This window comes from Bradyrhizobium sp. WSM2254 (assembly GCF_000472645.1).
GTDB classification, from domain to species: Bacteria; Pseudomonadota; Alphaproteobacteria; order Rhizobiales; family Xanthobacteraceae; genus Bradyrhizobium; species Bradyrhizobium niftali.
In genome coordinates this window covers 1-20517 of record NZ_AXAB01000075.1, presented here as the reverse complement: position 1 = coordinate 20517, position 20517 = coordinate 1, and the positions used below count along the sequence as shown (strand labels likewise).

17 protein-coding genes and 2 pseudogenes are annotated in these 20517 nt (G+C 63.3%); 8 read left to right on the top strand and 11 right to left on the bottom strand.

Translation table 11 applies throughout. The features are described from left to right. A partial coding sequence (locus tag A3M7_RS47815; RefSeq protein WP_156937098.1) for a transposase occupies positions 1–203 on the bottom strand: 203 nt, incomplete at its 3' end. 189 nt (positions 204–392) lie between these two features. Between A3M7_RS47815 and A3M7_RS50065 the strand changes: the two genes are divergently transcribed. After that, the gene (locus A3M7_RS50065; protein ID WP_198033883.1) at positions 393–554 is read left to right on the top strand and encodes a hypothetical protein; all 162 of its coding nucleotides are present in this window, start codon (positions 393–395) and stop codon (positions 552–554) included. Positions 555–686: 132 nt separating this feature from the next. On the opposite strand, the gene A3M7_RS0136650 is transcribed toward A3M7_RS50065, so the two are convergent. The 3 genes from A3M7_RS0136650 to A3M7_RS49265 all read right to left on the bottom strand — a co-directional run bounded on the left by A3M7_RS0136650 (position 687) and on the right by A3M7_RS49265 (position 3825). Next, on the bottom strand, positions 687–1367 hold the full coding sequence (locus A3M7_RS0136650; RefSeq protein WP_156937097.1) for a hypothetical protein: 681 nt from the start codon (positions 1365–1367) through the stop codon (positions 687–689). A 240-nt stretch (positions 1368–1607) separates the two neighbouring features. Next, positions 1608–3227: a hypothetical protein gene (locus tag A3M7_RS45555; protein WP_156937096.1), complete on the bottom strand. Its 1620-nt coding sequence runs from the start codon at positions 3225–3227 to the stop codon at positions 1608–1610. Positions 3228–3477: 250 nt separating this feature from the next. Next, positions 3478–3825: a hypothetical protein gene (locus A3M7_RS49265; RefSeq protein ID WP_156937095.1), complete on the bottom strand. Its 348-nt coding sequence runs from the start codon at positions 3823–3825 to the stop codon at positions 3478–3480. Between the two features lie 1152 nt (positions 3826–4977). On the opposite strand from A3M7_RS49265, the gene A3M7_RS0136620 reads away from it, so the two are divergent. After that, positions 4978–6681, top strand: a complete 1704-nt coding sequence (locus A3M7_RS0136620; RefSeq protein ID WP_027548341.1) for a recombinase family protein — start codon at positions 4978–4980, stop codon at positions 6679–6681. Here the strand turns inward: A3M7_RS0136620 and A3M7_RS50910 are convergent. The 7 genes and pseudogenes from A3M7_RS50910 to A3M7_RS0136590 all read right to left on the bottom strand — a co-directional run. Continuing rightward, positions 6663–6734: pseudogene (locus tag A3M7_RS50910) on the bottom strand (acyl-CoA thioester hydrolase); the annotation flags it as partial. The gene A3M7_RS0136620 and the pseudogene A3M7_RS50910 sit on opposite strands and share 19 nt — an antisense overlap. Before the next feature lie 78 nt (positions 6735–6812). Further along, positions 6813–7733 carry a metallophosphoesterase gene (locus A3M7_RS0136615; protein ID WP_027548340.1) on the bottom strand — a complete coding sequence of 307 codons (921 nt, stop codon included), beginning with the start codon at positions 7731–7733 and terminating at the stop codon, positions 6813–6815. Positions 7734–7839: 106 nt separating this feature from the next. Further along, on the bottom strand, positions 7840–8703 hold the full coding sequence (locus tag A3M7_RS0136610) for a DUF6869 domain-containing protein (RefSeq protein ID WP_027548339.1): 864 nt from the start codon (positions 8701–8703) through the stop codon (positions 7840–7842). A gap of 93 nt (positions 8704–8796) precedes the next feature. Next, positions 8797–9828, bottom strand: a complete 1032-nt coding sequence (gene ruvB, locus A3M7_RS0136605; RefSeq protein WP_198033884.1) for a Holliday junction branch migration DNA helicase RuvB — start codon at positions 9826–9828, stop codon at positions 8797–8799. 20 nt (positions 9829–9848) lie between these two features. Then, positions 9849–10466: a Holliday junction branch migration protein RuvA gene (gene ruvA / locus A3M7_RS0136600; protein WP_027548337.1), complete on the bottom strand. Its 618-nt coding sequence runs from the start codon at positions 10464–10466 to the stop codon at positions 9849–9851. Beyond that, a complete protein-coding gene (gene ruvC, locus A3M7_RS0136595; protein WP_027548336.1) occupies positions 10463–10990 on the bottom strand; it encodes a crossover junction endodeoxyribonuclease RuvC in 528 nt (175 codons plus the stop codon). The genes ruvA and ruvC overlap by 4 nt, the downstream gene beginning before the upstream one ends. A 233-nt stretch (positions 10991–11223) precedes the next feature. Then, positions 11224–11970 carry a YebC/PmpR family DNA-binding transcriptional regulator gene (locus A3M7_RS0136590; protein WP_027548335.1) on the bottom strand — a complete coding sequence of 249 codons (747 nt, stop codon included), beginning with the start codon at positions 11968–11970 and terminating at the stop codon, positions 11224–11226. 201 nt (positions 11971–12171) lie between these two features. Here A3M7_RS0136590 and A3M7_RS0136585 point away from each other — a divergent pair, with 201 nt between their 5' ends. The 6 genes and pseudogenes from A3M7_RS0136585 to A3M7_RS45550 form a co-directional block, all read left to right on the top strand. After that, the gene (locus A3M7_RS0136585) at positions 12172–13920 is read left to right on the top strand and encodes a methyl-accepting chemotaxis protein (RefSeq protein WP_027548334.1); all 1749 of its coding nucleotides are present in this window, start codon (positions 12172–12174) and stop codon (positions 13918–13920) included. A gap of 119 nt (positions 13921–14039) precedes the next feature. Next, positions 14040–15464 carry a methyl-accepting chemotaxis protein gene (locus A3M7_RS0136580; RefSeq protein ID WP_027548333.1) on the top strand — a complete coding sequence of 475 codons (1425 nt, stop codon included), beginning with the start codon at positions 14040–14042 and terminating at the stop codon, positions 15462–15464. A gap of 634 nt (positions 15465–16098) precedes the next feature. Beyond that, a complete protein-coding gene (locus A3M7_RS0136575; protein WP_027548332.1) occupies positions 16099–16563 on the top strand; it encodes a (2Fe-2S)-binding protein in 465 nt (154 codons plus the stop codon). An 8-nt stretch (positions 16564–16571) separates the two neighbouring features. Then, positions 16572–18740: a xanthine dehydrogenase family protein molybdopterin-binding subunit gene (locus A3M7_RS0136570; RefSeq protein WP_027548331.1), complete on the top strand. Its 2169-nt coding sequence runs from the start codon at positions 16572–16574 to the stop codon at positions 18738–18740. Beyond that, a complete protein-coding gene (locus tag A3M7_RS0136565) occupies positions 18737–20080 on the top strand; it encodes a cytochrome c (protein ID WP_027548330.1) in 1344 nt (447 codons plus the stop codon). The genes A3M7_RS0136570 and A3M7_RS0136565 overlap by 4 nt, the downstream gene beginning before the upstream one ends. A gap of 217 nt (positions 20081–20297) precedes the next feature. Beyond that, positions 20298–20517, top strand: a pseudogene (locus tag A3M7_RS45550) (IS5/IS1182 family transposase); the annotation flags it as partial.

Genomic DNA, 20517 nt, shown 5'->3' with positions numbered 1-20517 from the left:
GGTTCAGGGCGGAACGAACGCCGCCACGTCATCAACAATGAGCGCGATATCCCGTGACGCCTCGCCGTCGATGATATCGCTCGCGGTGCCTCCAAACTCTCCAACACGATCCGAAGCTTCTCGTCATCAGACCAGCGCCGCCGTCGGCCCGTCTCGACAACCTCTAACCGTTCGATCTGAGTACTGCGCTTATGGCCGTCCATAAGGACTGTTACAGCGCAATCGACCTAACCCAACAAGACGGCCCACACCGGAGGGAGACGATACAGGTCACGGATTGGCCCTTTGAGCCAGATGGCCCCAAGGTCCACAGGAGGGGTGCAGGGACGCCCCATGAGCGTTTGTTGACCTTCATGGATAATCGGGCTCCGGGGCGTACATCGATGACGGCGGTGGCTCGTGAGCTAGGGCTCAAGCAGGATGCCAAGAAGGATTTGCAGAAGAACCTTCGTAACGAGAACCACCGGACCACCATGGCCCTCAAGGCGCGTGGGGTGACCTACGTCAGCACGGGCCGCGGCGGTAAGAGTGAGCTGGTGAAGGAAGCAGCGTAGCCCACAGACAAGCCAAAGGCCGCACACAGGTTTCCTCGGGAGCCCGCGTGCGGCCGAAACAAACTAGGACACCTGAACACCGCAAATACGGTCAGCACCTAACAACCAAAGCGAACGACAGACCACGTCCCCCTACCCCTTGGGTTTGCCTGGCAGGAACTTGTCGATAACGCGCGAAAGAAAATCGACGTCAAACGCGGCCTCAGCCTTACTCCAGCAAAAGACAATGATCCGAATGGAGACGAGGCCACCCAAAATGAAAAAGAAAAAAGAATAGTGGAACTCGTGTAGGTACGGTGTGCCCTTGAGGTCGAGGAAATCATTCCAGTAGTTGGTCCGTTGGCAGATGTCGTCGCCCCGCGAAACGCTTTGATGAGCGCAGGTGTAAGGAACCACTCCCCAAGTAATTCCGAACAGGTTTGCCTTCCACAAATAATAAACAACTCTTGTCGCCCAAACATTATACATTCCTAACGCATAAAGGACGACTGCGGAAACAGCGTACACGTAGCAGAGTGCTTCAAAAATTCTTGCCCACTTTTCGTTTTCGGGAAATGTGATCAGTTTGAAGTGGGCTAGTCCCTCCTGAAATGTTTTCAGCTGTTTGAGGTGCTCATACTTCTCTTCTAACGTCGTGAGCTGCTTGAACTGAACAAGTTTCTCTTCAAGCGGAAGCTGTTTGAAGCGGGCTCGCTTCTCGACAGTCTCAGGATCGGGCGGCAAAGGCGGAGGGCGGGTCTTCCAAGCCTTCTCGAAGTCCCTCGGAGGTCTCCATTGCGATGGGTCAGGTGGCACGGGTGGTGTTGTGGCCATGCTTGCCTCCGGCACAACGCGCGGCAACTTTGCGTATTATCCCGCGTTTTCTACCTAAAGTACACGGCCTGCTTCGCGGATTGTAAGTCACGCCGCACCCCCGCTGGCCCAGCTCGTCACGGCGCTTTGCCCTTTTCGTGGCGGTCGGCCTGCCCAGTCAGCGGCTTGCCCTGGCACTGCGTGTGCGCTTCGTTGCCCAAGTGGCCGGACACGCGACTTGTCCGGCGAGGGGCCACACGTTCAATCCAGCTTATAGCGCGGGAATTTCTTGAGAGCTTCGGCCATGGCCACCGCAGTCGGCGGGCCATATTTCCGCCCCTCGGTCGCCTGCGTGTGCCCTGTGATGGCGTCGTTCATTTTCTCCGCCATCCCAATTTCATCACCGATCCTCTTGAAGAGGTGGCGCCAAGCATGGTTAGGGCTGAGTTCGGGATCATCAACACCCAATCCACGAACCCATGTTCCCAGGCGAGCGCGAGCAGTGTCGGCGCGAGAACGCGATGGCTTCAAAGGGTCATTGCTTTTCTTCTGGGGCGTCTTGTCATTGTAGAACAGCGCCCCCTTCCCAACCTGCTGTACCATTTCAATGAAGCCCTGAGCGATCAAGTGCTCGTGGATTGGCACAACGCGCGGCTTGCCAGTCTTGAGCGTGCCCGCCTCGGGCGTCAGCTTCATTACGTAGAATCCATTGCGTTCTTCAATGTCGCCGCCGCGCAACTGAGTGATTTCACCTGACCGCGCGCCTGAGTACGCGCACAGCCATGGCACCCAACGGCGCGTCCTCTCGGTTGGCGTGACAGGCTTCTGATATGCGAGGCTGGCTTTCAGAATGATGCTGGCCTCTGCGGTGGTGAAGCTGCGGCCGTCCTCGCGCGTCTGCACCTTGCGGGGAACGTCAACCTTGACTTCCTTGAAAGGATTTTGGCGAACGCGCCTGTGCTCGCGCGCCCAACTAAACACACGACGCGAGGCTGAAAGCCAAATCTCCCGGACAGTGATCGCCGCACGCTTCTCTGTGATCAGACCACGCACCCACTTGCGCGCAGCGTCCTCGGTGATTCCATCCGCTCCCACCTCGGCAAACTCGCGTTGCATTTCGAGGAATACGGCTCGCCAGCGCGTCACCGTATTAGGTGCAGGCGTTGTTGCAGTCACGAAAGCCTCGAACAATTCCCAGCAGCTCACGCCTGCCGCGCGGGCTTGCCCCTCTGTGAACGGCGGGAAGCTGTCCGGCGTATCGTCGCGGGAGTAATCGCCATTGGCTCGCCGCTCTAGCACCGAAAGTGCTTGCAGTAGGTTGTCGCTAACAGCATCCACAAAGAGAGCATAGGCGCTGGAATTGAGTGCCATTCCCTCGCTGGCGAGAAACGTCGCCACCCGCGCACACTCGGCGACTTGCGGCCGCACTGCCTCTCGAACCTCTGGGGCCTTTTCCCAATCGTTGTAGCGGTGGTGGTGCTCTTCGTGGTCATCGGGCCTATGGGGGAGCAACACTTCCGACACCCAAAGGTCGCTTAGCTCCCGCCAATGGCTTGCGCGGCGCGGGTCGTCCTCATGCTGCTTCACGAACCAATTGTACCAACGACCCGCCAGCGCGATTGCGTTGAGCCTTGTAAGTGGCTGGCCCTCTCCATTCCTTTGGGCCCGCAGGGTGGCAATGCGGGTCTCGACCTCGGCCTCCCACTCTCCGAGGCGGGCCTTGGCTTCGTGCTTGGGGGTGCCGGCCGGAAGCTTGAGGTGTGCTTCGCGCTTGTGCCCATAGAGCCGTTGATAGTCCTGGCGAACGTCCTCGGGGATGCCCTTGCGAGCAAACCACCGACCATCTGTGGCTCTGTTCAACGCGACCATACGCAATGCCATTTGTAACGCCTTTTGTATTTTAGGCGGCACAAATCCAGCAGGTCTATCAATAAGATGCTGAGAAAGCGGAATTATCCGCAACGGTGGTACAGTTGGGTGGGCTCGAACCACCGACCTCCTGTTCCAAAGGCGGGCGGCGGTGCTGGTGCTGCCGAGACCGGATGAAGCGATCCAGATGACCGACAGCGGCGTTCCTGTCGAGACCGTTGAAGACGGCTACGATCTCAAGTCGGACCTGATTCGGGTCAAGCTACCGCGGCTCAAGATGGACGACCCGATCAGATGGACGACCCGATCGCTCCTTTTCTTCAATTCGGCCCAGGAGGATCCCGAGCGGCTTCGCACCTTTCTCCGCGGCCGCATTGTCGATCTTCGCGAAAGCCATCGTGTGTGTCTGCGCGAGATCGTGGCAGGCGCGAACGCGCCGTTGGATGATCTGGAACGCGAACAGGCCGAAGAGGCGGTGCGCCAAGCCTGGCGGCCGCTCGCCGTCTGGTTGGATAACGACGCCTCCCTGACCGGCAAGCCGGCGGCGCACGTGCAGGACAGCCTGCTGAGGCGACGAAGACGGCCCACGCGGCGACAATCCGCCGGTCATGCTTCGGGACGAACTGGCACAGGGGGACCACCTCGTCCGTCAGGCGCTGCGCGCGATGGACGAAGGTTTCGACGGACTCGTCCGCAAGGTCCGGGCCAGAGCATATATATACGGACGATCTCGGGACGGACGCCGAGTGCAGCTGCGCGCAGGAGCGCGGCGACGGCCATCGCAACAAAGTCAATCGACACAAGGCCAGTTGGTTCGAGGCCGATCCGGGCAAGGATGCCGATCTACGAGCCGTCGATCGGGTATCGTTGGAGTGGACCAAGGCGGTCGCGGGGGGTGAAGGAGCTGATGCCTAACAGATGGGCGTACGATCGCCCCCTTCGCGTTGCTGTTCCTTGATCCGCGTTATCCGTGAACTGACCCCTTTCGTGCTCGATGATCTTCTTGATGTTCGGGACGGCGGTCGGGGTGTCGATGCGGACCGCTTCCGAACATACGGCGTTGCCGCCGGAGAGCGCGGCAATGCCACAGGAGAGCTCCTAAGAGAGTTGGACGCAGGTCTTCGGACCTTCGTCGCCGTCACGCGCAAGTATTTTTACTCCGCTTTGCTTAGCGAGTCTGCTCCCGCCTACGACCACCATCGCAGGAGTGCGCTAACACCCGATACGAAGCGTTGAGATATTTGAAGAATCTCATTTTCATTCGCCGCCGCCGCGGTCAACATGAATGGACTCACAACTGCGCAGATCGAGACTTCCATGAATGCTCCACAGGCAAAGGTCACGTGTAGTCCTGTGATTCCTGTCGGGTCACGGCCACGGCCGAGGGAAGCTGTGGCTGAACGACGATCTGGATCGGATCATCGCAGCAACAAAAGTCGTGAAATGGCAGAGAAATTCTGGCGGGCACAGGAGCGATCGGAGATGCGAATGGTGGAAGCAAGCGCCGCAAGTAATCACAGCCGCCCGGCTGTAGCGCAGGGCGGAAATTTACGTTAGCTTCTGCTGGCGAGTTTGCAAATGCGTACCCGCATCCGATCTCTCCGAGGACAACGGGCTATCATTCGACCGCTTGACCCCTCCCACCCTCAGAGCTGGGATAATCCCGACAATGAGGAAATCTGGTTTGACCTGGCGCGCGCCATCGGACGCCAGATCGCACGGGTTGAAAACGATGGTTTGGGGCAGCCGATAGAGGACCGGCATGACGACAGCGTCATCCAAGAAAACGGCCGTACTGTACGCCCGCTATTCCAGCGACCTGCAAAAGGCGACCTCGATTGACGGTCAGCTATTGCTCTGCAGGAAGGTTGCGTTGCGCAGCAATCTCGATGTCATCGGGGAATTTGTGGATGCCGCAAAATCTGGTCTTACTGAAGGTGCGCGGGACGGCTATCAACGCCTGCTCAACGGTGTGCGAAATCATGACTTTGACGTGGTCGTCGTTGAGCACTTCGACCGTTTGTCGCGCGATCCCGCAACCATCCAGCGTCTCAAGCAGGTTTTCGAGTTCAACCGCGTTGAGCTGATGGATCAGAAGGGCGTCTATGCGACCGCCACCGACATCAGCATCGCAAGTCTCTACAACACGATTTACAAGCCGCAGCTCGCCGAAAAGGTTCGGCGTGGCCATGACAACGCTGTTGCCAACGGAAGAATTCCTGGCTCCCACGCCTATGGTTATCGGCCGAGGTCGGGCGCGCCCGGCGAACGCGTGATCGATGAGAAAGAAGCAAAGATCGTGCTCCGCATTTTCACCGAATATGCGGTAGGCCGCTCGACCCGAACTATCGCCGCTGATCTCACCCGCGAAGGTGTGCCCTCACCCGGGGCAACTCGTCACAAGAACAAGGCTGGTCGCACCACCTGGAACCATCAGTGCATCACTGGCGGTCGGCATGGTCGCGGCATTATCGGCAACCAGCTATATATCGGCGAGATACATTGGAACGTTCGCTCGACACTTCTTAACCCGGAGACGCAGAAGAAGCAGAAGCGCCGCAATCCAGAAGAACGCCATATCATAGTCAAAAAGCCTGAGCTGCGGATCATTCCGCAAGCGCTCTGGGATCGAGCGCAGAAGGTTCGTAGCGTGCGTGCCGTACATATGTTCGGGCCGACTGGCAAGCCGCGCCGCCGCCTCGTGATTCCGCGCAACAATGAACACCCGCTTGCCGGCGTTCTGCGGTGCGGTGTCTGCAACGGCCATATGCGAATCGCTCAATCCTCCCGAAATGGCGCGCCGCGCGCCGCATGCGCCAACGCGCATCAGCGGGGCACCTGCAAGCACACCCGTAGCTTTGACATGGACATTCTGCTCAAGGATGCCTCCGAAAAAATCGAAGCGAAATTGCTTTCGCCGAAGGCCACTGAAGAGGCGATGCGTGCTTGGAAGGAGGAATGCAAAAACGGTCGGAACAAGGGCGACAGCGAACTCGCTAAACTGGACCGTCGACGCCGTGTGTTGACTACCGAGATCGAACGGCTGACATATGCCATCGCGAACAGCCGTCGCAAACCGGATGAGTTACTCAAGCGGATCGATGAATGCGACCTAGAACGGGAAACCGTTGAAGAGCGCTTGCGGCTGATGGGCAGTGGCAGCGAAAATGTGATCCCATTCGACCACCGAAAATTCAGTGACCGATACCGTTCGGAGACTCGAAGACTGGTCACTGCGCTCAAGTTCGACCCGAAGGCGATCGAAACTCGTAACGCCTTCCGCAACTTGATCGGCTGCATTGTAGTGCATCCGGTTCGCAAGCGGATGCCCTACGAATATACGCCCTACATGAACAGCGCCGCCCTTCTCGGTGAGAAACTTTTCCCCGAAAACCGCAAGGCAGGAGAAATCAGCACGTTTGCCTACTACGACAATGGCAAGTCAGGGAAATCCGTGTCCTCGTAGTAGACGCGGACCTGCATGTGATGGCGGCCGTCGCGGATCTCGCCGTCGAGATGGGCAGTCACGTCGCGTGCCTCTTCGCTTTTTGCTACCGGCCCGTTTTGCGCAAAAACGGCCGGCCGTGCAAGCGCAGGCTACGCCACCGCCGGCCCCGTCCTCCCCAGCGTCACCTCGACGATCTCCGGTGGCACGCCGACACGGAGCGGCATGATGCTGCAACCGAGGCCGCCGGAGATGATGACGTCGCATTTCAGCCTGACATGACCATAGGCCAGCCGGAGCCCGTGCTGGCGGGGAACTGCCGGCGACCAGCCGAGCAGCCGGACCTGGCCGCCATGGGTGTGGCCGGACAGTTGCAGCGCGACGCGCGCGGGCACGCGCGGCGCGATGTTGGGCTCGTGCGCGAGTAGGATGATCGGCGCGTCGTCCGTGACCTTGGCGAGCGTCGCGGTGAGATCGTCGGCACCGACGCGCCCCGTGCGCCGGAAGCGCCGCGCCGGCAGAAAGGCGAGCTGATCGCCGAGGCCGGCGAGCCAGAACGGGCGGCCGTCCTTGGTGAGACGCACGGCGTCGTTCTCGTAGACGGGAATACCGGCCGCCTCCAGCGCACGATGCGCCACCGTCGGGCCATACCCGGCCTGCTGCACGGCCCTGTCCACCCAATAATCGTGATTGCCCATGACGGCATGGACGCCGAGCGGCGCTTTCAGGCCCGCGAGCACCCTGGCCCATTCGTTCGCGGGAATGATGCGCGTGACCTGGTGAAGTCCGGCGACATAGTCGCCGAGCAGCACGATGAGGTCGGCATTCAACCCATTGGTGCGGTCGACGATGGCCTCGATCCGCTCCAGCGACATCCAGGGATCGCAGGCATGGACGTCGGCGATCACGGCGATCTTGAGCGGCAGATCCGCCGGCCATTGCCGCGGGATCGGATGATAGCGGGTGACGCCGAGCCGCAGCACCGGCTCGATACCGACGCCGTAGGCGGCGGTCGAGACACCGAGGGCGGACAGGCCGCCGAAGGAACGGATGAGATGACGGCGCGTGATCATTGAAGTCCGCTTCTGCTACGGCATCTTGATGCGGGCCGATTGAAGCGGAATTGGGGTGCGCTCGTGCAGACCGCCTGCATCTCGGTGCAGACGGTCTGCACAAAGGCTACCATCGGCTCTCGCCGACCAGCGCATCCAGCCGCGCCTTCAATTCGTCGGGCGCACGATAGTACCAGACGCCGCCGAGCAGATCGCGAAAACGTGCGTCGGCGCGCGCCTCGCGCTCGATGCGGTCGATCGTCCCGACGCTGATCACGTCTTCGAGGGGACCGGCGGCCAGCAGCGACAGCAGCACCGGGTTGGACTCGATCTTGAGGATCTCCAGGATCAGGTCGATCATCCTGTCGGGATCGTCCTCGCGCAGGTCGCGCTCGAAATCCATGATCGCGAACAGATTGTCGTCCTGGTCGCGCTCGGATCGGGAATATTGCTCGACCAAGGCGCGCGCGAGCTCGGCGACCGACATGTTGGCGCAATCGAACGGCTCGCGCGGCGTGCGCTGCGCCAGATGGTCGGCATGCCACGCCTCGCGATCGGCGAGGCCTGCAATACGCGACATCAAGGGATCGTCGGGACCGACATGCACGCCGCCCAGCAGCCAGCGCAGCCGGTCATTGTGCGCGGCTTCCTGCTCGACGCGCGCCATCACCTCCGTGCCATGCGCATAGAATAGCGCCAGCAGGAATTTGTCGTTGAGCTGCATCACCGTCGGCTTGTCGGTCTCGGTCTTGAGAACATCGAGCACGAGATCGAGCGCGGCTTGCGGCCTGCGATGCGGCAGATGGTCGAAATAGACCTTGATGGCCCAGATGCTGCCGACCTGGTCGCGACGGCTGACGCGCTGAAGCGCGCACCACATCGACGCCAGCTCGCCGAGCGGCATCGAATCCAGCAGCGCCTCGGTCTCGTCGGGCGTGCGCAGCTGCGGCGCGATGGTCTTGAGCAGCCTCGTGTCGTCCGTCGGCGCCATTCCTTCCCACTCCAGTCCGTGTGCGGCGATCATGTTCGCCGCGCGTTCGGATTAGTGCCGGGATGGAACCGGTGGGTTCATCGACTGCGGCGGTCAGTCGTCGCTTTCGTCGGTGCCGAACAGGCCGAACTGTGCCGCATCGCGATTGGGTTCGGCGAGGCCAAGATGGCGGAAGGCGTGCGAGGTGAGCAGCCGGCCGCGCGGGGTGCGCTGGAGATAGCCACACTGGATCAGATAGGGCTCGATGATGTCCTCGATCGCATCGCGCGGCTCGGAGAGCGCTGCGGCCATCGTCTCGACACCGACGGGACCGCCGCCATAGTTCATCGCAATGGTCGTGAGATAGCGGCGGTCCATGGCATCCAGGCCCGCGGCGTCGACCTCGAGCGCGCTGAGTGCGTGATCGGCAATCTTGCGATCGATCGTGTCGGCATTCGCCGCCGAAGCAAAGTCGCGCACGCGCCGGAGCAGGCGCCCGGCGATGCGCGGCGTGCCGCGGGCGCGGCGTGCGATCTCGTTGGCGCCATCCGCGCTCATGCCGACATTCAGCACGCGCGCGCCGCGGCTGACGATGCTTTCGAGCTCCTCGATGGTGTAGAAATTGAGCCGGACCGGAATGCCGAAGCGGTCGCGCAAGGGATTGGTGAGCAGGCCCGCACGCGTCGTGGCGCCGACCAGGGTGAATTTCGACAGCTCGATCTTCACCGAGCGCGCCGCCGGGCCCTCGCCGATGATGAGGTCGAGCTGAAAATCCTCCATCGCGGGATAGAGCACTTCCTCCACCGCCGGGCTGAGGCGATGGATCTCGTCGATGAAGAGCACGTCGCGCTCTTCGAGATTGGTCAGGAGCGCCGCGAGGTCGCCGGCCTTGGCAATCACGGGGCCCGATGTGGCGCGAAAGCCGACGCCGAGCTCCTTGGCCACGATCTGCGCTAGCGTGGTCTTGCCGAGGCCGGGGGGCCCGACGAACAGCACGTGATCCAGCGCCTCGCCGCGCTTGCGCGCGGCCTCGATGAAGATCGAGAGATTCTTGCGGGCCTGCTGCTGGCCGACGAAATCGGACAGCGATTGCGGGCGCAGCGCGGTGTCACCGACGTCGTCGCTGCGGCGTTCGGGCGTGACCATGCGGTTGGCCTTGGGATCGCTCACTTCGCGAGTTCCTTCAGGCCGAGGCGAATGAGCTGCGCCGTCTCGGCGCCCTCACCCGCGCTGCGCGAGGCCGACGCAATGGCGGCCGCCGCCTGCGGCTGGCCGTAGCCGAGATTGACCAGCGCGGAGATCGCATCCGCGACGGGCCGCGGCGCGCGCTGGTCGTCGACGGCGCCGGCAAGATGCACGACAGCAGGGTCGACATTGGCGAAGGCCGGCGCCTTGTCCTTCAACTCGGTGACGATGCGCTCGGCGACCTTGGGGCCGACGCCCGGCGTGCGCGCCACCGCGGCCTTGTCGCGCAGGGCAATCGCATTGGCGAGGTCGGACGGCGCGAGCGTGCCGAGCACGGCGAGCGCGACCTTGGCACCGACGCCCTGCACGGTCTGGAGCAGGCGAAACCATTCGCGCTCCTGGTCGGTGCGAAAGCCGAACAGCTTGATCTGGTCCTCGCGGACATAGGTCTCGATCGACAGCACGGCGGCCTCGCCCTGCGAGGGCAGATGCTGCAGCGTGCGCGTCGAGCAATGCACCTGGTAGCCGACCCCGCCGACGTCGAGGATGACGAAATCCTCGCCGTAGGAATCGATCAGGCCCTTCAGCTTGCCGATCATATCCCGACCACCTTCAGCCTGAGCGCCGTGCTCTGGCGGTGATGGGCGTGGGTGATGGCGATGGCGAGCGCGTCGGCGGCGTCGGCTGACGGCGGCTCGGCTTTCGGCAGCAATATCTTCAGCATCATCGCGATCTGTTGCTTGTCGGCATGACCGGCACCGACCACGGTCTTCTTCACCTGGTTCGGCGCGTATTCGGCGACGCTGATACCGAACATTGCGGGCGCCAGCATGGCGACGCCGCGGGCCTGGCCGAGCTTCAGGGTGGCAACGCCGTCCTTGTTGACAAAGGTCTGCTCGACCGCGGCTTCCATCGGCTTGTGATCGGACAGAACGGCCGCGAGCCCTTCATGGATTGCGAGCAGGCGACTGGACAGCGGCAGGTCGTCCGGCGGTTCCACCGAGCCGCAGGCGACATAGATCAGGCGGTTGCCCTCGGCCTCGATCACGCCCCAACCGGTACGGCGCAGGCCGGGGTCGATGCCGATGATGCGAACGGGGCCACGAATCGGGAGCGCAGTCATGGGCCAGTGATAGCGGCTGACTGCTTGCAGCGAAACAGAAACAGAACGAAAGTAACAGGGGAAGTGGGTTCGCGGTGATGGTCGGACGGCGCCCGCCCTACACTCCGGCGTCATACCCCGCGAAAGCGGGGTATCCAGTACGCCGCGGCTTCTCCGTATCCTTCTGGCGTCTCTGGAATACTGGGTCGCCCGGTCAAGCCGGGCGACGACAGCGGAGTTTGGAATTAACGGCCCTACCCGGCCATCTTCGCCATCAGCGCGTCCGACACCTCGAAATTGGCGTAGACGTGCTGGACGTCGTCGTGCTCGCTGAGCAGGTCCATCAGCTTGAGCAGCTTCTCGCCGGTCTCGTCGTCCACGGCGACCGTGTTCTGCGGCTTCCAGATCAGCGCGGCCTTGCGCGGCTCGCCGAACTTGGCTTCCAGCGCCTTGGCGACGTCGCGATAGCCTTCGGTCGAGGCGTAGATCTCGTGCCCGCCTTCGCCCGAGATCACGTCGTCGGCGCCGGCCTCGATCGCAGCATCCAGCACGGCGTCGTCGGAGGCGACGCTGCGGTCGTATTCGATGATGCCGGTGCGGTCGAACATGAAGGAGACCGAGCCGGTTTCGCCGAGGTTGCCGCCGGACTTGGTGAAGAAGGAGCGGATGTCGGAAGCGGCGCGGTTGCGGTTGTCGGTCAGCGCCTCGACGATGACGGCGACGCCGCCGGGGCCATAGCCCTCGTAGCGGATCTCGTCATAGTTCTCGCCGTCGCTGCCGAGCGCCTTCTTGATTGCGCGCTCGATATTGTCCTTCGGCATGTTCTCCTGGCGCGCGGCGATCACGGCGGCGCGCAGGCGCGGGTTCATGGCGGGGTCGGGCGTCCCCAGCTTGGCGGCGACGGTGATTTCCCGCGCCAGCTTGCCGAACAGCTTCGACTTCTGGGCATCCTGCCGCCCCTTGCGGTGCATGATGTTCTTGAATTGGGAATGTCCGGCCATGCGTGGTCTCGTAAAGGAATCGTCAGCCAAGGTGAGTGGGAAGCGCGGCCTTATAGGCCGCCAACCCGCCGAAATGAAGAGGCTCTACGACTTTAAGGTAACACAGTAATGCCTCGCGCCTAGATGTCAGGCATCGTTAACCCTGACTTCATTCCGGACTGCGAAAATAATGTCCGACCGTCCCCCGACAAGAGAGACCTGATGGCGTTCGGACTATTTCGGAAGCGTCTGCCGGACATGGCTGCGCCCGCGGCCGCCCCGCAGGCTGCGCAGCCGCCGGCCCATTCCGAGCCCGGCTCGGCCACTGAGGGCGATTCGGCCAGGGAAATCCTGGAACTGCTGGAACTCGAGCTGGGCGCGATGATTCGCCAGCTCGAGCGCGCCGCCAATTCGGTGGCCGGCGGCGCCGAAGCGACCGCCGTGACGCTTGCGGCCATTCGCGACCGCACCGACGCCCTGACCGGCCGCACCAACGCCGCGCAGTCGACCGCATCCACCTTCGCCCATGCCGCCGACAAGTTCACCCAGTCCGCCCAAGGCATCGGCGCGCAGGTTCGCGAGGCCGGCAAGCTCGCCGACGAGGCCAGTGCCGCGGCGCAGGAAGCCCGCGCCAATGTCGACCGCTTGCGGGAATCCTCGGCGGCCATCGGCAACGTCGTCAATCTGATCGCCCAGATCGCGCGGCAGACGACGCTGCTCGCGCTCAACTCGACCATCGAGGCCGCGCGCGCCGGCGCTGCGGGCAAGGGTTTCGCGGTCGTCGCCACCGAGGTCAAGGCACTCGCGGTGCAGACCCAGGGCGCGACGGAAGAGATCACCAAGAAGATCGACGCGCTCCAGCGCGACGCCGCCGGCTCAGCCGATGCCGTGCACCGCATTTCGCAGGCGATCGAGGCGATCCGCCCGGTCTTCGAGACCGTCAATGGCGCGGTCGCCGAGCAGAACGCCACCACGAGCGAAGTCTCCGGCAATGCCGCCAGCGCGTCGGAGTTCATCGTCTCGGTCGGCCAGAGCGCCGCCGAGATCGATGCCGCAACCAAGGCGGCCGAGACCCATGGCGAGAACGTCGCCAGCGCCGGCAAGGCGGTCACCACCTTTGCACAGAAGCTGAAATCGCGCTGCGCGGTGCTGCTGCGCCAGAGCGAGCACGACGACCGCCGCAAGACCGAGCGCCTGCCCTGCCATCTCAAGTTCGAGAGCGCACGCGGCGTGATGCCGGTCTACGAGATCGCGATGGACGGCGTGCTGATCGGCGGTGCTGACGCAGGCCGGCTGGCACCGCAAGCGATGATCGAAGGCAGCCTCGAACTGGTCGGCGCCTGCCGCCTGCGCGTCGTCGAGCAATCCAAGGCCGGAGCCCGCGCGCACTTCGTCAATCCCAATGCCGAGCTCCGCGAGAAGATCGAAGACAGGCTGTGGGCGATCCACGAGGAGAACACGGAGTTCGTCACCCGCGCCATGGAAGCGGGCAGCGCGCTGACCGCGATCTTCGAGCAGGCGGTTGCACGCGGCGAGGTCAGGATCGAAGACCTGTTCGACACCGACTATGTGGAGATTGCGGGCACCAGTCCGCAGCAATACCGCACCAGATATCTGGACTGGGCCGACCGCGCGCTGCCGCCNTTCCAGGAAGCCTTTCTCGCCAAGGAACCGCGCATGGCGTTCTGCGCCATGGTCGACCGCAACGGCTTCCTGCCGGTGCACAACAAGATCTATTCGCATCCGCAGCGGCCGGGCGACGTCGCCTGGAACACGGCCAACAGCCGCAACCGGCGTATTTTCAACGATCCGGCGGGGTTGGCCGCCGCGCGCAACCTGCGCTCGTACCTGGTCCAGAGCTATGCGCGCGACATGGGCAACGGGAACACGGTGATGATGCGCGAGATCGACGTCCCGATCCGCGTGCAGGGCCGGCACTGGGGCGGATTCCGCACCGCTTACAAGCTGTAGTGCACGCTCTCGTGCACTCCTAGGCAAGACGCCGGGCGCGAATCATCCTCTAAGGTCGAAGCTGGACTGGGAATGCCGCGGGAGCCGGCGAACGGCTCTGACTGGAGGACTCTCAAGACATGTCCGTCGTACAACTTGCCGTACTGGACACCGGATCCAACCGGACGCTCGCCGAACGACTGATCGACCAGCTCGCCGACCGCATCGGCGGCCTCGGCGTGGAGCTCGCCGACATTGCCGGCAACGTCCAGGAAGTCGCAAACCGCGTCGCGAACCAGTCGGAACGGTTCCATCACCTCCAGGAGACGGCCGAGACGATGGTCTCGGCCAACCACGACATCGCCAATGCGTCGCAGGCTGTGCAAACGACGACGTCCGCTGCGGTCGGCGAGATCGCGCAGTCGCGCAGCGCGGTCGATACCGCCGTCAGCCACATCTCCGAGCTTGTCGCCGCCGTGGGGCGGATCGAGGCGCGCTTGAGCGCGGTCGGCTCGGCGCTGGCGCAGGTGGCAAAGGTATCCGGCTCGATCGAGGCAATCGCGAAACAGACCAATCTGCTCGCTCTCAACGCCACCATCGAGGCAGCGCGGGCCGGCAATGCCGGCCGCGGCTTCGCGGTGGTCGCAAGCGAGGTGAAGAACCTCGCCGAAGCCACCCGCCAGGCCACGCACCAGATCTCCGACACCGTGCGCGATCTCGACGGCCAGATCGAAGGCCTGATCGGCGAGAGCAGCGACGCCTCGCAGCGCGCGAAGACCGCCGGCGAAGGCGCCCAGCAGATCTCCAGCATCATCTCGCGCGTCCAGCAGGGTTTCGCCTCCGTGGAAGCGGAGATCGACAGCGTCGCGCGTGCGGCGACCTCCAATCTCGGCCATTGCGACACCGTCATCAGCGAGCTCAACGAGCTCGCCAAGGGCGTCGACCTCTCCTCGCGCGATCTCAAGAGCGCCGATCAGAGGGTGACGAAGCTGCTCGACACCTCCGAAGGCCTGATCGCGATGATCGCCGACAGCGGCGTGGAGACGTCGGACGCGCCGCTGATCCGCGCGGTCGTCGAGACCGCCAAGCGGATCTCGGCCGAGTTCGAGGCCGCGATCGATCGCGGCGAGATCACGCTCGACCAGCTCATGGACGAGAAGTACCGGGAAATTCCCGGCACCGATCCAAAGCAGTATCTCACCAGCTACGTCGACTTCACCGACCGCGTGCTGCCCGCCATCCAGGACCCGATCCAGAAATCCGACCCCCGCATCGTGTTCTGCGTCGCCTGGGCCAGGGGCGGCTACCTGCCGACCCACAATCCGAACTACCGCCTGCCGCAGGGCAAGGACCCGGTCTGGAATAACGCCAATTGCCGCAACCGCCGCCTGTTCAACGACCGCGCGGTGAAGAAGGTCGCGGCGAACACCAAGCCGTTCCTGCTCCAGACCTATCGCCGCGACATGGGCGGCGGGCAGTTCGTGCTGATGAAGGACCTGTCCTCGCCGATCATGGTCCGCGGCAAGCACTGGGGCGCATTCCGGATGGGTTTTCGCCAGGGCTGACGGGTCTCGCGACGGCCCCTGAAATCAAAAACTTGAAAAACAACCCCATGCACAGTAGCCGTCGCGCGTGGAATCAATGGCTTACGCGCCCGGCGAAGAGACTCATCCAGCGCCCCGCGCAGGTGCGTTCCCTCTCCCCTGCGGGGGGAGGGGACGGAGAGAGCTGTGCCGTCGGCCGAACTCGATCCGACTTCAGCTATCGCACTTTAGGCGCCGATGAACCATTGCTCCGTCGGGCAAGACAGGAGCATGATGTCATCGTCGCGCACGTCGGCCGTCCGGCCGTTGGCCGTTGCAATTGATCCCGTGCACCGTGCAGGCCGTCGCCCGACTTTCCCAATCGCACGAATTTCGTCATCGCATGATTTTGCGCCTTCGCACGATCGTCTGCGGCGATTGACCAGGCGCGCGACGAAAATGCGTCAAAACATGACGATTATCATATCAACTAGCCCAAAACCGTTGCAGCGATCGCCGCACAAATTCGTGAACGTCATGGCCTGACGCTTCGGTCGCGCAAATATGCATTGCCAGGAATTTCGACGCTTCATCGGTTCGCGTCGTTATGATTATGGTCGCGCGGAAATTTCGTCGGCTTGATCGCCGCAAGCGATCGTCGAGCAAGGGGATGCATATGGCAATTGTTCTCACCATCAACGGCGAAACGAAATCCTTCGACGCGCCACCGGACATGCCGCTGCTGTGGGTGCTGCGCGACATCCTCGGGATGACCGGCACCAAGTTCGGCTGCGGCATCGCGCAATGCGGCGCCTGCACGGTACATGTCGACGGCAAGGCGGTGCGCTCCTGCGTGCTGCCGGTCAGCGCGGTCGAGAACCGCACCATCACCACCATCGAGCACGTCGGCAGCACGCCTGCGGGCGCGAAGGTGCAGAAGGCCTGGTTAGAGGCCGAAGTGGTGCAGTGCGGTTACTGCCAGTCCGGCCAGATCATGTCGGCTGCGGCACTGCTGGCGGCAACGCCAAACCCCGACGATTCCGACATCGACGCCGCCATGGCCGGCAACATCTGCCGCTGCGGCACCTATGTGCGCATCCGCGAGGCCATCAAGCAGGCCGCCACTGGCCGTCAGTCGTGAGGTCCGCCATGAATGCACACAACAGCGTCTCCCGCCGCACGCTCCTGACCGGGGGTCTCGCCACCGGTTTCCTGCTCGCCTTCCACCTGCCGCTGCGCGCCGCCATCAACGAGCCGGTGCAGCCGCCCGACGCGACCGACGGAAAGTTCGCGCCCAACGCCTTCATCCGCATCGACCCTGAAGGTGCGACCACGCTGGTGATGCCGCAGGTCGAGATGGGACAGGGAATCTACACTGCGGTCTCGATGATCCTGGCGGAAGAGCTCGACGCGGATTGGTCGAAAGTCCAACTGCTGCACGCACCGGCCAACGAAAAGCTTTACGGCAATCCGATTTTCATCATTCAGGCGACCGGTGGCTCCACATCGGTCCGAGCATTCTGGAAGCCGCTGCGTGAAGCCGGCGCCAGCGCGCGTGCCATGCTGGTGCAGGCTGCAGCTGCGCAATGGAACGTCGATCCCGCCAGTTGCACGACGTCGAAGGGTGAGGTGACCCACAAGGCGAGCGGCCGGACGCTCTCCTATGGCGCGCTTGCGGCTGCCGCGAGCGGCCAGACGCCGCCCAAGGACGTCCCGCTCAAGGACCCCAAGGATTTCGTCTATATCGGCCAGCCGTTCAAGCGGCTCGATACGCCCGAGAAGGTCAACGGCAAGGCCGTCTACGGCATCGACGCCATCGTGCCGAACATGAAGTTCGCAACGCTGGCGCAGTGCCCGGTTTTCGGTGGCAAGGTCGGCAAGGTCGATGATCGTGCCGCGAAGAAAATTCCGGGCGTGCGAAAGATCGTCGTGCTCGACGATCTCGTCGCCGTCGTCGGCGATCACATGTGGGCGGCGAAAAAAGGCCTGGACGCGCTCGACATCGCGTGGAACGAGGGACCGAACGCAAAGATCAATTCGAAAGCGATTTGGGACGATTTGCGCGCCGCCAGCGCCAAGGACGGCGTGGTCGCCAAATCCACCGGCGACATCGCCAAGGGCCTCGCGAGCGGCGAAAAACTCGAAGCTTCGTTCGAGCTGCCGTTTCTCGCCCACGCAACGATGGAGCCGTTGAACGCCACGGTGCATTGCACGCCCGATTCCTGCGAAATCTGGACCGGAACGCAGATCATGGCGCGCGTGCAGTCGGAGGCGGCAAAGGCGGCCGGGCTCCCGGTCGAGAAGGTGACCGTCAACAATCACCTGCTGGGCGGCGGCTTCGGCCGCAAGCTCGAGCCTGACATGGTGGTCGCGGCCGTTCGTATCGCCAAAGAGGTCAACGGGCCGGTCAAGGTCGTGTGGACCCGCGAGGAGGACATTCAGCACGACATCTATCGACCGGTCTATCGCGATACGATCGCAGCGACCTTGTCGGCCGGCAAGATCGTCGGCTGGAAATACAAGATTGCCGGCGCTGCGATCATCGCGCGCTGGCTGCCGCCGGCCTTCCAGAAAGGCATCGATATCGACGCGATCGACAGCGCCACCGACGTGCCCTACGACATCCCGAATGTCCACGTCGAATATGTGCGGGCCGAACCGCCGGCGATACCAACCGGGTTCTGGCGCGGGGTCGGGCCCAACAACAACGTGTTTGCGGTCGAATGCTTCATCGACGAACTGGCGCGCAAGGCGGGCAAAGACCCGGTCGAGTTTCGCCGTGGAATGCTGGCCAATCAACCACGCTTCCTGTCCGTCCTCAATCTTGCGGCAGAGAAAGCCAATTGGGGTCAAACCTTGCCGGCGCGCGTCGGGCGCGGCGTGTGCTTGCAGCCGTCCTTCGGGAGTTTCATCGCAACCGTCGTGGAAGCTGAGGTCGACGAGCAAGGCGAGATCAATCTCCGCCGTGCGACCTCGGTGGTGGATACCGGCATCGCCGTCAATCCCGATACGATCGTGGCTCAGGTCGAGGGCGGGCTGATCTTCGGCCTTACCGCCGCGCTCTACGGCGAGATCACCATCGAAAAGGGGCGAGTCCAGCAATCCAACTTCAATGACTATCGGATGCTGCGGATCAATCAGACGCCCAAGATCGAGGTTCACGTCGTCAAGAGCGGCGAGGCACCCGGCGGAATTGGCGAGACCGGCACGACGGCCGGACCGCCGGCGCTGCGCAATGCGATTTACGCCGCAACCGGCGTGGCGCTGCGGCGCCTGCCGATCGACCGGAAACTGCTGGCTGCGGGGAAAAAGGCATGAGCGGCAAGATGCGTATCCTCGCGAGCCTCATTTTGATCGCCATCGTCGCGGTGGCGCTCGGCGTCTTCATCATCCGCGGGCCCGGCCCGCTCGACTTCGCCGGCGGCAAGAAAGTGGCGCTGGCGGATTACCGCGCCGGCAAGCCGACCGGCGTGCCGGCCAAGCTGGAGAAAGCGAGCCCGGTCGAGCGCGGCGAGTATCTGGCGAAGGCAGCCGACTGCATGGTCTGCCACACCAAGCCGGGCGAGAAGGACTATTCCGGCGGGCTCGCCTTCAAGCTGCCGTTCGGCACGCTCTATTCCACCAACATCACGCCGGACAAGGACACCGGCATCGGCAATTACAGCGACCAGGATTTCCTGAACGCGGTCCAGCACGGCAAGCGCAATGACGGCGCGCGGCTCTATCCGGCGATGCCGTACACCTCCTACACCTTCATGACCGACGAGGATGTGCTGGCGGTGAAGGCGTATCTGTTCAGCCTGCCGGCGGTGCGCGCCAAGGCACCGGACAATACGCTGTCCTTCCCGTTCAACCAGCGCTGGGCGATGATCTTCTGGTCGGCCGTGTTCAATCCGGACACGCGCTTTGCACCCGATACGTCGAAGAGCCCGGAATGGAATCGCGGTGCGTATCTTGCGGAGGCGCTGGCGCATTGCGGCGAGTGCCACACGCCGCGCAATCTCGGCTTCGCGCTGGACAACCGCAAGAAGTTCGGCGGTGCCATCACGGCCGGCTGGCGTGCCTTCAACATCTCCTCCGACAAGGCCACGGGCCTCGGCAATTGGCGCGACGAGGATCTGATCTCGTATCTGTCGCTCGGCCATGCACCGGGCCACGGCTCGGCCTCGGGTCCGATGGGCGAAGCGGTCGACCACAGCTTTAGCCAGTTCGCCCCCGAAGACATCAGCAGCATCGTTGCTTACCTCCGCAGCGTGCCGCCGGTGCCCTCGCCCGACCTGCCTGCCACCACCGCGCCGGCCGCGCCCGCCTCGCACCGCGACGGCGTCACGGCCGATGCACGCGGCAAGAAGGTGTTCGCCAGCGCCTGCGCCAGCTGCCACGGCTGGAGCGGCGAGAGCCCGGTGTCGCCGATGGCAACACTCACCGGCACCTGGGCCGTCAACGACCCCGCCGCCACCAACGTCGCGCAGATCGTGATCTCAGGCACCAAGCGGCATACGCCTGATGGTGCGCTGTCGATGCCGGCATTCGGCAACGCGTACACGGACGACGAGATCGCGGCGGTGGCGAACTACGTCACGGCACGGTTCGGTGCGAAGGGCTCAAGGCTGACGGCGAAGGATGTCGCGGAGTTGCGGCAGCAGACGGCGGAGTAGTCTCGCCGCGACTGCGCTGCACCCTCTCCCCTTGTGGGAGAGGGTGGCTTCGCGAAGCGAAGCCGGGTGAGGGGTCTCTCTCCGCGGGTGAGCCTCTCGCAGTCAAGCTCGCTGACAGAACCCCTCATCCGGCGCTTCGCGCCACCTTCTCCCACAAGGGGCCTGTTGCGTAATTCGTCAATTGTGATTCCCTAGGGCAAAGCCTTGGAGGGTAGCGATGGCGGTTAAGCAGACGGGACAGCCGAGCTTTGTGGAAGCGCTGATGCCGAAGGGGGCCGGCGCCAATGCGGCGCTGGATCGGCTGGCTGGCCTGGTCAAGTGGTACCGGTTCGAGAAGCTGATCGGCCATTTGCGGGATGAGGAGAGTCCCGGTCGGCCAGGCTATCCGGTGCTGGTGCTGTTTCGTGCTGTGCTGTTGCAGTCGCTCTATGGTCTTT

What these genes read in the sequence shown, in the direction of transcription:
- A3M7_RS45555 (WP_156937096.1), bottom strand. Translation starts at nt 3,227, where the DNA reads ATGGCATTGCGTATGGTCGCGTTGAACAGAGCCACAGATGGTCGGTGG.
- A3M7_RS0136650 (WP_156937097.1), bottom strand. Translation starts at nt 1,367, where the DNA reads ATGGCCACAACACCACCCGTGCCACCTGACCCATCGCAATGGAGACCT.
- A3M7_RS0136570 (WP_027548331.1), top strand. Translation starts at nt 16,572, where the DNA reads ATGAATGCACACAACAGCGTCTCCCGCCGCACGCTCCTGACCGGGGGT.
- A3M7_RS49265 (WP_156937095.1), bottom strand. Translation starts at nt 3,825, where the DNA reads ATGACCGGCGGATTGTCGCCGCGTGGGCCGTCTTCGTCGCCTCAGCAG.
- A3M7_RS0136575 (WP_027548332.1), top strand. Translation starts at nt 16,099, where the DNA reads ATGGCAATTGTTCTCACCATCAACGGCGAAACGAAATCCTTCGACGCG.
- A3M7_RS0136565 (WP_027548330.1), top strand. Translation starts at nt 18,737, where the DNA reads ATGAGCGGCAAGATGCGTATCCTCGCGAGCCTCATTTTGATCGCCATC.
- ruvB (WP_198033884.1), bottom strand. Translation starts at nt 9,828, where the DNA reads ATGGTCACGCCCGAACGCCGCAGCGACGACGTCGGTGACACCGCGCTG.
- A3M7_RS0136610 (WP_027548339.1), bottom strand. Translation starts at nt 8,703, where the DNA reads ATGGCGCCGACGGACGACACGAGGCTGCTCAAGACCATCGCGCCGCAG.
- A3M7_RS0136580 (WP_027548333.1), top strand. Translation starts at nt 14,040, where the DNA reads ATGTCCGTCGTACAACTTGCCGTACTGGACACCGGATCCAACCGGACG.
- ruvC (WP_027548336.1), bottom strand. Translation starts at nt 10,990, where the DNA reads ATGACTGCGCTCCCGATTCGTGGCCCCGTTCGCATCATCGGCATCGAC.
- A3M7_RS0136620 (WP_027548341.1), top strand. Translation starts at nt 4,978, where the DNA reads ATGACGACAGCGTCATCCAAGAAAACGGCCGTACTGTACGCCCGCTAT.
- ruvA (WP_027548337.1), bottom strand. Translation starts at nt 10,466, where the DNA reads ATGATCGGCAAGCTGAAGGGCCTGATCGATTCCTACGGCGAGGATTTC.
- A3M7_RS0136615 (WP_027548340.1), bottom strand. Translation starts at nt 7,733, where the DNA reads ATGATCACGCGCCGTCATCTCATCCGTTCCTTCGGCGGCCTGTCCGCC.
- A3M7_RS0136590 (WP_027548335.1), bottom strand. Translation starts at nt 11,970, where the DNA reads ATGGCCGGACATTCCCAATTCAAGAACATCATGCACCGCAAGGGGCGG.